Annotated in this window: 12 protein-coding genes; 10 read left to right on the top strand and 2 right to left on the bottom strand. The window is 40.2% G+C overall.

All coding sequences use genetic code 11. From position 1 onward, the window contains the following. Positions 1-43: 43 nt before the first annotated feature. The 7 genes from glmU (at position 44) to rfaE2 (ending at position 6,940) form a co-directional block, all read left to right on the top strand. Positions 44-1,411, top strand: coding sequence for a bifunctional UDP-N-acetylglucosamine diphosphorylase/glucosamine-1-phosphate N-acetyltransferase GlmU (gene glmU, locus SGI74_11585; GenBank protein MDZ4678135.1), 1,368 nt, complete (start codon positions 44-46; stop codon positions 1,409-1,411). 7 nt (positions 1,412-1,418) lie between these two features. Then, positions 1,419-3,248, top strand: a complete 1,830-nt coding sequence (glmS, locus tag SGI74_11580; GenBank protein MDZ4678134.1) for a glutamine--fructose-6-phosphate transaminase (isomerizing) — start codon at positions 1,419-1,421, stop codon at positions 3,246-3,248. Positions 3,249-3,413: 165 nt separating this feature from the next. Next, entirely contained in the window at positions 3,414-3,962 is a 549-nt protein-coding gene (locus SGI74_11575) for a hypothetical protein (GenBank protein ID MDZ4678133.1), read from the top strand. 3 nt (positions 3,963-3,965) lie between these two features. Further along, positions 3,966-4,895, top strand: coding sequence for a 50S ribosomal protein L11 methyltransferase (locus tag SGI74_11570; protein ID MDZ4678132.1), 930 nt, complete (start codon positions 3,966-3,968; stop codon positions 4,893-4,895). A 9-nt stretch (positions 4,896-4,904) separates the two neighbouring features. Next, complete coding sequence (locus tag SGI74_11565) at positions 4,905-5,651, top strand: RsmE family RNA methyltransferase (protein MDZ4678131.1); 747 nt, start codon at positions 4,905-4,907, stop codon at positions 5,649-5,651. 20 nt (positions 5,652-5,671) lie between these two features. Beyond that, the gene (locus SGI74_11560; GenBank protein ID MDZ4678130.1) at positions 5,672-6,430 is read left to right on the top strand and encodes a hypothetical protein; all 759 of its coding nucleotides are present in this window, start codon (positions 5,672-5,674) and stop codon (positions 6,428-6,430) included. 36 nt (positions 6,431-6,466) lie between these two features. Next, positions 6,467-6,940: a D-glycero-beta-D-manno-heptose 1-phosphate adenylyltransferase gene (gene rfaE2, locus SGI74_11555; protein ID MDZ4678129.1), complete on the top strand. Its 474-nt coding sequence runs from the start codon at positions 6,467-6,469 to the stop codon at positions 6,938-6,940. A gap of 9 nt (positions 6,941-6,949) precedes the next feature. On the opposite strand, the gene SGI74_11550 is transcribed toward rfaE2, so the two are convergent. Further along, positions 6,950-7,678 (bottom strand): hypothetical protein, encoded by a 729-nt coding sequence (locus SGI74_11550; GenBank protein ID MDZ4678128.1) that lies wholly within the window; start codon positions 7,676-7,678, stop codon positions 6,950-6,952. 79 nt (positions 7,679-7,757) lie between these two features. On the opposite strand from SGI74_11550, the gene SGI74_11545 reads away from it, so the two are divergent. Both SGI74_11545 and SGI74_11540 read left to right on the top strand, forming a co-directional pair. Continuing rightward, complete coding sequence (locus SGI74_11545) at positions 7,758-8,660, top strand: GNAT family N-acetyltransferase (protein MDZ4678127.1); 903 nt, start codon at positions 7,758-7,760, stop codon at positions 8,658-8,660. After that, a complete protein-coding gene (locus SGI74_11540) occupies positions 8,623-10,248 on the top strand; it encodes a polysaccharide deacetylase family protein (GenBank protein MDZ4678126.1) in 1,626 nt (541 codons plus the stop codon). The genes SGI74_11545 and SGI74_11540 overlap by 38 nt, the downstream gene beginning before the upstream one ends. Here SGI74_11540 and SGI74_11535 read toward each other — a convergent pair. Further along, positions 10,245-11,327: a hypothetical protein gene (locus tag SGI74_11535; GenBank protein MDZ4678125.1), complete on the bottom strand. Its 1,083-nt coding sequence runs from the start codon at positions 11,325-11,327 to the stop codon at positions 10,245-10,247. The two genes, SGI74_11540 and SGI74_11535, sit on opposite strands and share 4 nt — an antisense overlap. 198 nt (positions 11,328-11,525) lie before the next feature. Between SGI74_11535 and meaB the strand changes: the two genes are divergently transcribed. Continuing rightward, a complete protein-coding gene (meaB, locus tag SGI74_11530; protein ID MDZ4678124.1) occupies positions 11,526-12,413 on the top strand; it encodes a methylmalonyl Co-A mutase-associated GTPase MeaB in 888 nt (295 codons plus the stop codon). The last annotated feature ends 126 nt before the right edge of the window (positions 12,414-12,539 follow it).

Here is a 12,539-nt window from a genome sequence, read left to right as displayed (position 1 = left end):
GTCTTGACCGATTTGTCGAGCCTGAGATACGTTCTTAGCAAATATGGCAAAACAAACCACAGCAATAGTATTGGCAGCAGGTCGGGGTGAGCGTATGAAAACGCAAAAACCCAAAGTATTACATGCCGCTGCAGGGCGCCCCCTGATTGATCACGTACTTAACGCATTAAGTAGTGCTGGAGTGAATAATATTCGTGTCGTGGTGGGTTATGCTGGAGACCAAGTCAGGCAGCACCTTTGGGGTAAGCCTGGAATCGAATTTTTCGCCCAAACCACACAATTAGGTACAGCTGACGCCGTAAAGAGTGCCCAAATTGAAACGCTCGCTGAAAATGTGATTATATGTTGCGGTGATACCCCGCTCGTAAGTGGTGAAGATTTTAGTGCGGCCCTGCATCATTTTTCAAAACTAAATTCTGATGTTTTAGTTGTATCAGCCCGGGTGAAAAACCCGACAGGGTTAGGTCGTATCGTACGAGACGGTCAAGGGCGCATTAAAAAAATTGTAGAAGAAAAAGACGCATCAGCAATTGAAAAGAAGATTAATGAAATCAATACCGGCGTGTATGTCGTTAAAGGTGAAATATTAAAAAAGTATCTTCCATTAATTACCAACGACAACGCGAAAAAAGAATTTTATCTCACCGATATTATCAAGCTCACCCTCAATGACAAAAAGAAAGTTGAAGTTCTCACTGGCCCTGCGCGCATTGGTGTAGGAGTAAACAACCAAGAAGATTTAGCTAGAGCAACACGCTCGCTTTATAATCGTAAAGCACGAGAGCTTATGCAATTGGGTGTAACAATTATTGACCCGAATACAACTTACATTGATGCCGATGTCACAATTGGGGCTGAGACCGTTATTGGCCAAGGATGTGTCATATCAGCAGGCACAACTATCGGAGTCGGTTGCAACATTGAACCCTATTGTCATGTGCGTGCATCACAAATTGGTAATCGAGTTGAGCTTCGTTGGGGAACACTTGTAGATCAAAGCGAAATTCATGAGTCTGCAGTTGTTGGACCTTACGCACGGCTGAGACCAGAAACTATTGTTGAGCATGAAGCCCATGTTGGAAACTTTGTTGAGCTTAAGAAAACTCGATTGGGTGCAAGAGCTAAGGCAAATCATTTAACATATTTAGGTGATGCGGAAATTGGTGAAGATACAAATATAGGTTGTGGAACCATCACGTGTAATTACGCTGTTGATCGTAAAAAATATAAAACAAAAATTGGTAAAAATGTTTTTGTAGGAAGTGACACTCAGTTTGTGGCACCAGTAACTGTTGGTGATGGTGCTGTTATTGCTAGCGGAAGTACTATTACAGAAGATGTGCCTTCAAAAGCATTGGCCATCGCTCGCTCAAGACAAACAACAAAGACAAACTATAATAAGGAGTCATAAAAGCAGTATGTGTGGAATCGTCGGTTATTGGGGGCCTCAGCGTCCTAAAAAAGTAATACTCGATGGTCTACGTCGTTTGGAGTACCGCGGTTACGATAGCACTGGTGTTGCGATTTTTGATGGTGCTAGTTTAAAAGTAGAGCGTAGTCCGGGAAAGCTCACACGCCTTGAAGAAAAAATAAAAAATATAGAATTTAGCGGCCCCACCGGTATTGGTCACACTCGTTGGGCCACACACGGTGAACCCAATGAGCGCAATGCGCACCCTCATAAAGTGGGGCCAATTGCAATTGTTCATAATGGCATCATTGAAAATTACCGTGAGATTTATGAAACCCTTGTAAAACAAGGTGTCGAAGTTAAATCCGAAACTGATTCAGAACTCATTGCTCATCTTCTGCATGCAGAATTGAAGCAGGGGAAACAACTTTTGGCTGCAACGTTAAAAGTAATACCTCAATTGCGTGGGGCTTATTCTATCTTGGTTGTGAATGAACAAGAACCTGACACACTTTTGGCATTTAAAAATGGAACACCCATGTTGGTGGGGCTTGGTAAAGGTGAAATAATTATTGCCAGTGATGTGCAAGCCTTGATCGAGCATACAAATAAAGTGGTGTATCTCGAAGACGGTGAAATAGTTGTTAGTCATAAAGGTGATGTAGAATTTTTTGATCATGTTGGCAAAGAAATCAAAAAGAAAATCGTCGAAGTAAAATGGGATTTAGCCATGGCAGAAAAAGCCGGGTTTGATCATTTCATGCAAAAAGAAATATTTGAGCAACCACGAGCCTTGAGACAAACACTTGAAGCTCATTTAGAGAGAAACCCACTTCGCATTGAAATAAAAGATCTCGGTATTACTGAAAAAGAATTAGCTGGGTTTAACCGCATTCAACTTATTGCATGTGGAACAAGCTGGCATGCAGCACTTATTGCAAAATATTTATTAGAGCGAGTCGCAAAACTTCCCACTGATGTTGATATCGCAAGTGAATTTCGTTACCGGCATCCGGTACTCGATACAAAAACTTTGGTCGTCACCGTAAGTCAAAGCGGTGAGACAGCAGATACACTTGCGTGCTTGAGACTTTGTAAAAAAGCGGGCTTAAAAATATTAAGTCTTTGTAATGTTCCTCATTCAAGTATTGATCGTGAAGCTGACGGACATCTTTACACCCAGGCTGGCCCAGAGATTGGTGTTTGCAGCACAAAAGCTTTCACTGCACAAATCGTGTCACTTTACATGCTGACCTATCAACTTGCACGTATTCGTAAAACTTGTTCTGAAAAAGAAATCGAAGAATATATTGAGGCACTTCTCGCGTTGCCAAGCCAAGTTGAGGTTTGTCTTAATCACGATAAATGGTTTAAAGAGGCCGCTAAATCTTTATGTGAATACAAAGGATTTTTATATTTAGGTCGTGGCTTAAATTATCCCGTTGCCCTTGAAGGTGCTTTGAAACTTAAAGAAATTACTTATCTTCATGCAGAAGGTTATCCGTCGGGTGAACTCAAGCATGGCCCTATCGCACTCGTTGATAAAACTATGGCCATTGTTGTGATGGCTCCGCGTGATGAATTGTATGAAAAAAATGTGAGCAACATCGAAGAAGTACGGGCTCGTGGTGGACAAATTATTTCTATTGGTTCTGGCGATGATAAAACTTTGGCAAGATTAAGCACCCATTATTTAAGTATACCCGAAGCCTCATGGACTACTAATCCAGTGCTGGCCTCAATACCCATGCAGCTTTTAAGTTATCATTTGGCTGTAGAATTAAAGCGCGACGTTGATCAGCCCCGTAATCTTGCTAAGTCAGTAACTGTAGAATAAATTATTGAGCGATTTGCATTGTTGCGCAGGTAACAGCCCATAAATATTAGTCCTTGGTCCAGTTAATAAGTTCGACATTTTTGCCGTTTATATAAGTAGCCAGGACGGCTTATTGGACAATCCAGGATGGAGGATAGCAACCCAGGGAGAGGGATTGTCATGGTGATGAAGTCTATATTTGTAATTCTATCAGCGCTCATTCTTGCGCAACTTTTCAATATCAACGAAGCACTAGCGCGACCGAAAGATTATTCTGTGTTCGCCATTCGAAAGAATTTACCGCTTCATGATAACGAACCTATCTTTCGCGACTACTACATTAATTTAGGTACTGATGAAGGTATGCGCGTTGGTCAGTATGTAGCTGTGAAGCGTAGGGTTCCAGTGATCGACATTTATCGTAATAAAGCTCAAGATGATCTCATCGTACCCATTGCACATTTGAAAGTAATTCATGCTCAAAAATCTATGTGTGTAGCAAGACTTGCTAGTCAAGTAAGCCCTGAACAAATTCCTGTTGTTCAATTTGAGCAAGTAATGTTAGGTGATCGAGTAGAATTAGTTGAAGATTTACCCACCCGTGATGTAGCCGTAGCGCCTGTACCAGCTCCTGCTCCAGAAACAGTTGCCGAGGAAAATCTAAAAGCTACACCAAAAAAAGAGTCAAAGCCTGTAGCTCAAGGTCAAACGGATTTAACGACAACCAGGAATTAATTTTTGAGAAAAAAAACACTAACTGTGAATCCTCCCTTAGACACGTTTTGGGAGTTAAGACTTGAAGGTCTTCCTCGATCACTTGAACCATCTCTTTCTGTGTGGCTTTTTAATCAAGGGTGTTGGGGGATAGTAGAGAACCTCTTATTTTCACAGCCCTTACTTCGATACGAAGCGAAAATTAAAACAACAAAATTGATCAGTATCACAGCTTATTTTGATCCCCGTATGCGTGATGAAATGGAATGGAAAGTTTCACGTTGGCTTCAAAGTCGATCTCCATTAACGCGCATGAGTTGGGAGCTTCAAGCAAATCAAGATTGGCTCAAAGAGTGGAAAAAATATTTTAAACCGTTCTCTGCCGCAGGCCTTCGTTTTGTACCAGCTTGGGAAGTCTCAAAACTAATGCCTAGAGCTAAAACAGTGATTATTGAACCGGGTATGGCTTTTGGCACAGGCACACACGCGACCACACGTTTTGCAATTGAGCATCTTAAAAAATTATCGAAGAAAAATAAAATTAAAGGCAAAACTATTTTAGATGTTGGTGCGGGTAGCGGGATACTTTCAGTCGTGGCAGAAAAGTTTGGCGCACTTAAATGTCTAGCTATTGATAATGATCCTGAATCGTGGCGTGAATGTCGTAAGATGTTTAAGCTTAATAAAACTAAGAAATGCCGTGTGACAGAAAAACAACTACATCAGATTAAAAAGAAATACGACGTTGTTGTCGCAAATATTATTGATGGTGTTTTGATGGAATTAAAAAAACCGCTGTTGAATGCTCTCAAGCCTGGTGGATATTTGATTTTGTCAGGTATTTTGACTGATGGTGCAAGTGCTTTTATAAAAAGTTTTTTGAGCCGCACAAATTGTAAATTAATGAGTGAGACCAAAGATGAAGAGTGGACATCCCTCATCATTTCAAAATAAAGTGTTTGAGTGCGTAGATTCTTTGTTACACCAGATAATTTAAATGAAAACCAAGCTGTACATCTTGACGGTGATGAGTTTCATCATTTAAAAAACGTTTGTCGCCTTGAAGAGGGCGAGCGTGTTGAACTCCTTGATGGCGAAGGGCGAATTGCCCTTGCAGTGATTAATCAAATTGGTAAAAAGTCAGCAACACTCGACATTGAAAAAATCGACAAGCTATCACCAATGCCATTTCCCCATGTGAAAATCATTTTATGTGTTCCTCGATTTCAAAAAATGGATTTGATTATTCAAAAATGTGTTGAACTAGGTGCGACTGAAATTCTGCCAGTGGTAAGTGATAGAAGTTTTGTAAAAAGCTTGTCCAAAGATCTAACAGTCAAAGTGAAACGTTGGGAAAAGATCGCAGGTGAAGCGTGTAAACAATCGGGTAGAGCATGGCCCATGAAGATATCCGAATTTTCCACATTAGCTAAAGCTTCAGAATTGGCCAAGGCTGATGAAAGCCTCTTTTTATATGAAGGGGACGGCGTATTAAATATTAAATCAGCTCTAGAGAAAAAACAGGCGTCGACTTTAGAAACTCTGACACTTTTTATCGGAGCTGAGGGCGGTTTTAGTACAACTGAAGTGGAAAATTTCAAAAAACTAGGCTTTCAACCAGTAACAATGGGCTCTCTTGTTTTGCGAGTTGAAACGGCTTGCATCGCAATTTTGTCCGTCATACAATACCATTTTGGCCTTATGCGTTAGGTCGTTAGGGGAGAAAATTTATGGAAAGAGAAGAATTTGAATTTAAGCCAATCACCGAAGGTCTTGGTTTTCACAAAAAAGTTTTGGATATAAAAGAAGATCAAAACTTCATGCAAAAATCTGCGACTCAATCAATGTCGAGCCCTGCTATGACACGAAGTAAGATGCCGGGTACTGCTTATTCCTCACAGCAACAGATGCCCCAACCAAAAGCTCCACAACATTTACCACTGCAAAAAATTCCACAACAAAAAGCTCCGCAACATATGCCACAGCAAAAATCGCGCGGTTGGGCACCGAGCCTTCCTGATCTTGATATGCTCGAGCCAGAAGTTCAAAGTCAGCCACAAACACTTACTCCTGTCGCAGTAAGTTGGACGGTTGGTTTATTTGATTCGGCAATGGTGCTCGGGCTCACACTAATTTTTTCAACAGTCGTATTTGCATTAACACAAATCGAATTTGGCGATCTTAGATTTATGATGGAAACAGAAGGCGGGGCACAACTTGCGTCGATCGTACTTCTCATTGCTGTATTTGAAATATATTCGATCACGTGCCGCACATTTTTTGGCAAAACATTAGGTGAGTACGCATTTGATTTTCGAATCGGTGCTCCTCATGAACAGCAATATCTTTTATATCCGTTGAAAGTGGCTTTGCGCACATTCTTAGTGGCTATAACCGGATTTGTTTTGCTCCCAATTATCAGCACGATTGTAAAACGAGATGTGGCGGGAATGATGTCTGGCGTTTCACTCTATGCTGAGCAAAGATAAAACTTGGGCAAAAGACATAAGCTGAGCAATTAATTTATGAAATTAAAATCACTTAGTCGGGCTGAAGTTAGCGAATATTGCGAAAAACTTCACACGCAAAATAAGAAAATTGTTTTTACAAATGGCTGCTTTGATATTTTACATCTCGGGCATGTCCGCTATTTGAGTGAAGCGCGAGCACTTGGTGATTTTCTTTTTATAGGAGTTAATTCAGACGCCAGTGTTGGTAAGCTCAAAGGCCCCCAGCGACCAATTCAAAATGAATCCGATCGTTCCGAAATTTTACTGCATCTGAAGGCTGTTGACGCCGTCAGTATTTTTGATGAACAAACTCCCCTTGAACTTATAAAATTAGTGAAGCCTCAAATTCTAGTGAAAGGTGGCGATTGGACTCCAGATAAAATCATAGGTAGAGATTTTGTTGAGTCGTATGGTGGATTAGTAAAAAGTCTTCCGTTTGTAAAAGGGCATTCCACAACCGGTCTTGTTGAAAAAATTCTAAAATTGTAACTCTCAAAACTAAAACCGAGCGCCGAATTTCGCTGTGGCAACAGTTGTATTGTAGCTATCAACTTCCATTGCCAAAAACATTTCGCCTAAAGCGATGTTCATGCCCAAAATTGTGTGAAAAGTTCTGCCCACTTGATTTCGTTTTGTACGGCTCGTGGTAATGCTTGAATCAAATTGGCCCATTCCGTAAAGACTTCCCGCCCCAACATAAAATGAGAATGGATCAACGTTAACACCTGATATTAAATCAACTCCCATAGTTTGTGTAATGAGAACGTTGTTGAAATTCGTGTTGGTGCCATGAACAAGTAAACTAAAACATGCGGGCACAAAAGTAGCTTGAAAAAACCCCCACCGTAATGCGCCTGAGTAGACTCCAATGCCTGTGTTTTCATTGTAAGGTGAAAAATTAAAAAATAAATCAACGCTATCAAAAATTCCTTTACCCAAAGTCAGTTGGGGGTAAAGCACGTTGCGATCAACCGCAGCTTTGTCTCCGAAATGCCCGATGTCACCAGTTGGAATGTTAGAAAAACTTAAACCTAGCTCGACACCGCTGTACCCACCTAGTGGATAAGGATTATCTACTGGGCGAAAACTTGTACCAAAGCCTAAAATTTGAAGAACGAGTTCTTGTTCGCCATCTGACAAACCAGAGGGAATCGAAAGCGTTGCATGGGCACTGGGAATCAGCGCGATGAATGAGAAGATTAAAGCGAATATATAACTTTTCTGCATGAAGAGACGACTCCCTCTAAGTAGTCTGCAAAATTAAGCATTGACTGTCAAAAGCGAAGATGGGCTAATTCTTAAGTATATGGAGATGGAAGGAATTTTAGAGGCATGGAATGCCCATTATGGCGCACAGCTTCCACTTACAAGTGAGCTGCTTGAGGCGACATTTTTCACTTTGCCTCCAACAGATCGATTCATAATCCAAAACAATGATTTTTGCCTATTCATCAAAAAAGAGAGTACGCAGCTCAGGCTTCATCTCGCAGTACCTCTTAAAACATCGTCAATTAAGCATATTTGCAAGCAGGCTATTGACGCTCTAGACGAAAAAGCTCTTGAACTTGAAATAAAAAAAATTACTTTTGGCGGCGGTGACAAACATTTGTTTCCTGGAGTTCCGTTACTGAGTGAGCAAAAACCTTGGCTTGAGTATTTCTCCCCAACGGGGGAAGTCGTCATGGATTTTCAAGGTTCAATCGAAGAACTCATAGAGCAAGTAAATCTTAAACATCAAGCAGATCAAAGCCTGCGAAGTGTGCAGCAGTCGCCAGGCATTCTTCGCCAAACACAAAATAAGGCAGAGGAAAAAGAACTGTTAAGTTTTGTTGAAGCCGAATTTAAGGGGCGATGGGCTCGAGAAATTATAGAAGATGCACAAAATAATAAACTTCAGCACTATTTTGCATATTTCATAAAAGACAAAATCGTGGGCTATGCGCGACTGTATGGTTGGAACACAGATTACTGGGCCCCGGGTGTTTATTTTGCTACGCCAATGAAGGGCACGTGTGGGTTGGGCCCAATTGGTGTTGCTTCGTTTGCTCGAGGTGAGGGCTACGGTTCTGAAATTTTAAAAGCAAGTTGGGAAATTTTGAAATCTAAAGGATGCGAAACAGTCCGTATTGATTGGACAACTGAGTTAAACTTTTATGAAAGGGCCGGACTCCATGTCGTTCAAAAATATCAGCCAGCTGTTCGCTGTTAAAATTATTTGGCTATTACTATTCACAATAAATCAGACCGCCCATGCGACAACTACTATTAATAGTGGTGAGAAAATCGGCAGCTTTTATTCAACATTTTATTATGTGCTTAATGAAAAATCTTACGTTCCTGGCACTGATGCTGAAATAAAGGACACAGTTGGTAATGTGCTTGCGAAGGTATCAGCCAAGTTTAAAAAGGAACTAGATATTGAAGGTACAGGAATTCTTTTAAACGGAAAAACAGTAAACTATGCAAACGTCATAAACGGAGAAGTTCGCTATAAATACACAACATCAACTTGGGGCATGGGTGTGGGCGATTGTGTTCTCACGCCCTACAGAACTATCGCTGTTGATACGCGAGAGATTCCTCTTGGTAGTACAGTTTTTATCCCAGCTGTTAAAGGTATGAAGCTCCCTGATGGTTCAATTCATGACGGAATTTTTAAAGCTGAAGATATCGGAAATGGCATTCAAGGTTGGCATATCGATTTTTTTGCAAAAGAGGGATTAAGCTCAGCCAGTCTTTATGAGGGAATGGGAATATTCTCCAGAACTTGGGTGGATATTTATAAAGTAAGTCCTCCAAACCCAAACGGCTGTCATACTAAAGATCCAAATAACGAGAGACAAGAAGCAGCAAAGAGCATGGGTCTTAAGATGATGGGACTCCGCCAACTTGCAGATCAGCATGCAGCATCAGGCAATGTTACCGAGTTAGAGGCGGCCTTAAGTTCAATGCAACATTACAGGATGCGATGGGAGCTTTATGGCAGACCTTACCCTACGAGAAAACTTACTAGTAAAGAACTAAATGAAATTTCTGATGAATTGCGCTCACAAGTTAGAATGAATTACTCACACCCCCTTGAAGCCAACGGTAGTTCGCTTAGCACGAAACAAATTGTTCTTACTTTTGATGATGGCCCGCATGAAACGCATACGCGCGCGGTACAAAAAGTTTTAAAAGAATTAAAACTGCCTGCAACATTTTTTGAAGTGGGAGATGCGATTATAAAATACCCTCAAATTACTTTAGGTTTAGCAAAAGATGGTTTTTTAATCGGTAATCATTCGTATAATCACGTGCAGATGATAAAACTCATCATCGAAGCTGCACGTAGAGAAATCGACATCACTCAAAATATGATTCAAACAATACTTGGTGGTGCTGAAGAGTTTAATAACTACTACCAACTTTTTTTTCACGCACTTTTTAATATTCCACGAACACTTACAGCGCCTGAGTTTTTTAGAGCGCCCTACGGCAGCCGCGATGATCGTATTTTAAAAGTTATCACTGACACCGTAGTGGGCACCACAACAACTAATGCACATGGTGCATCGCAAAATATTCCCATGAAACACATTATGTGGAATGTAGATTCCCTTGATTGGCATGATCTTAATCCTGTGACCATAGAAGAGCGTGTGTTCTCGCAATTAAAACTTTACAACAATCGTGGTGTAATCTTGTTTCATGATGTTCATCCGCAAACTGTTGTTGCGCTAAAGTCGATATTACCAAGAATGCAAAAAGAGGGATTTACGTTTTTATACCCGTATCATTTGTTTCCTGCGAATTAACTTTGAATAATACTTTTGATTGTTGAAAGTGTTGTTGAGGCACTCGCTTGAAGATCAGGGGATGATCCGTCTTCAACTAACGGATTTAAAATATCAACAAAGGGTGAGAATAATGTGCGTTGATTTGGATCAGGATTAGCCTGAAAACCCTTTGCTACTTCATTGAGTATATTTGAAGCTGTAATCTTAGATACCAAAACTCCGTTTACCAAAGCTTCAGAGATAATCGAAAGACTCGTGATATTTTCATAACTCTTGAGCGCTTGGCTTGCTGTTTCTCTTGTTGAAGCATCTTCGTCAATTGTTGCTTTTGACAATGCTTGGAATGCATTTACGTTTTGCTCTAATGAAGCCCCCATGACTGCAAGTCTTCTTGAATCTACATTTTCACTTGTCTGCATTTGGCTAATAACATTGTAGTACTCAGCCGAACTGATGCGATGTTCTTGATAGTACTTAATGATGGTAGTCATATCTGCATATGTTGGGGTGTTAATGAGTTTGATCGTCAATGCCCCGACATTCACTGAACCCACTTGAGGTGTGGGTAATCCAGTGGCGGCACTTTTAACTTTAGGTTTTGCAGGTGTGGGTGCAGGTGTAGTTGAAGTGATAACTGCACCTACACCAAAACCATTGTTATTTTGTGACATTGGATCATCAGATGTATCTGTATTGATCACTGTAAACTTTGGTCCGCTGGATTTTTTGCTAGCTACATCTTCTAATTTTTTACGACGTTTTTTACGGCGTTTCTTTTCATTTTCTGTTTTTACTTTCTTAGCTTGAGCTAACTTAACTTTTTTAACTTGTGCTTTTTCGGTCTTAGACAATTTGATAGGATTATTTAGTTTAACTGGGGTGTTCTTAAAGGTTGTTACAACCTTTGATGTTTTAGCGAGCGGCTGAGTAACTTGCGGGCTGAATTTATTTTGTTGAATTTGCTCATTTGTCATTTTATCAAAAAACTGCGATCCCTTAATTTTTTCAGAAGGACCATGAACAATACTGGTTATGAGAAGTGCAAAGAGCTTCCCCGCAACAGCAACTGCAATAATGATAAGTATCAAGCGTTTCATAGCTATTCTCTATTTCACAAGATGCGCCAGATGTGAAAACGCTTAACTTGTTGGAAGTATTTGAAAATTGCGATGATGCCAATGAATGGTGCCAATGATGTGTGTCGAGAATTTGTACATGTGTAAGCAGTAAAAAGAAAAACCATTACAAGATCAATGGTTTATGACTAGATTGTTTATAGAGGAGCAAAGACACAAATGGCGCCCAAAGAGTCACTCAGTTCACTTATAAAGCAGGCATCTCTTGGTGATATTGGTGCGTTAGCCCGTTCATTGACGTTTATTGAACGTGATTTAAAAGGATCTTTACCTCAAATCGCAAAGCTTAAAGCTTCTAAAAAGTCTTTACGCATAGGCATTACCGGCCCTCCAGGTGCTGGCAAAAGTACACTTGTGAATCTCTTAATTAAAAATTACCGAAAAGATGATTATAAAATTGGAGTCTTGGCAGTTGATCCATCTTCACCTTTTTCAGGCGGAGCCCTTTTAGGTGATCGAATAAGAATGAATGAACACTCTGCAGATTCGAATGTATTTATTCGAAGTATCGGCTCGCGGGGCGGAGTAGGTGGCTTAAGTGCCGCATCTGGAGCCATGGCCCGAGTACTTGAATATTGTGGATTTGATCTCATTCTCATAGAAACAGTGGGAGTCGGCCAAACTGAATTAGAAATTATGAATCTTGCACACGCCACAGCCGTTATTCTTGTTCCTGAAAGTGGTGACGTTATACAAACACTTAAAGCCGGAATATTAGAAATTGCAGATGTATTTATCGTCAATAAATCAGATCGTGTAGGTGCAGATATTTTAGCTCAAGAATTAAAAAATCTTGTTGAACAAGAAAGTAAAACACCTCGAAATGTTTTTTTAACATCAGCAAACAGAGATGAAGGAATTGTTCCGCTGGCAAAACATTTACTAGAGTTGGCTTTAAAATTTAAGAATAATTCTAAACGTGTTCAAGTGCGCAATCTTGGTCAATTGCGTGCTCTTGTGCTTGCTTCGTGGGATCAAGAACTTCAAAAGAAAATATCAAAACTTAAAATCCAAGACCCCTTTATAACGTTTTCCAAATTCAAATAATCGATTCTTATATTTGATCCTATCTTGGTCAAAATTCCCTACATCAGTCTAAACGCTTAATATAACAGGTTTATAGCGCAAAGCGTTAAGTTTGCGTAATTTCTGGTATAATAGATCATATGTGGG

The organism is Oligoflexia bacterium (genome assembly GCA_034439615.1).
Taxonomy (GTDB): Bacteria; Bdellovibrionota; Bdellovibrionia; order JABDDW01; family JABDDW01; genus JAWXAT01.
The sequence above is the reverse complement of the archived record's forward strand: the minus strand, read 5'-3'. Positions and strand labels throughout refer to the sequence as shown.

What these genes read in the sequence shown, in the direction of transcription:
- rfaE2 (MDZ4678129.1), top strand. Translation starts at nt 6,467, where the DNA reads ATGAAATTAAAATCACTTAGTCGGGCTGAAGTTAGCGAATATTGCGAA.
- SGI74_11560 (MDZ4678130.1), top strand. Translation starts at nt 5,672, where the DNA reads ATGGAAAGAGAAGAATTTGAATTTAAGCCAATCACCGAAGGTCTTGGT.
- glmU (MDZ4678135.1), top strand. Translation starts at nt 44, where the DNA reads ATGGCAAAACAAACCACAGCAATAGTATTGGCAGCAGGTCGGGGTGAG.
- glmS (MDZ4678134.1), top strand. Translation starts at nt 1,419, where the DNA reads ATGTGTGGAATCGTCGGTTATTGGGGGCCTCAGCGTCCTAAAAAAGTA.
- SGI74_11540 (MDZ4678126.1), top strand. Translation starts at nt 8,623, where the DNA reads ATGTCGTTCAAAAATATCAGCCAGCTGTTCGCTGTTAAAATTATTTGG.
- SGI74_11545 (MDZ4678127.1), top strand. Translation starts at nt 7,758, where the DNA reads ATGGAGATGGAAGGAATTTTAGAGGCATGGAATGCCCATTATGGCGCA.
- SGI74_11550 (MDZ4678128.1), bottom strand. Translation starts at nt 7,678, where the DNA reads ATGCAGAAAAGTTATATATTCGCTTTAATCTTCTCATTCATCGCGCTG.
- SGI74_11535 (MDZ4678125.1), bottom strand. Translation starts at nt 11,327, where the DNA reads ATGAAACGCTTGATACTTATCATTATTGCAGTTGCTGTTGCGGGGAAG.
- meaB (MDZ4678124.1), top strand. Translation starts at nt 11,526, where the DNA reads ATGGCGCCCAAAGAGTCACTCAGTTCACTTATAAAGCAGGCATCTCTT.
- SGI74_11575 (MDZ4678133.1), top strand. Translation starts at nt 3,414, where the DNA reads ATGAAGTCTATATTTGTAATTCTATCAGCGCTCATTCTTGCGCAACTT.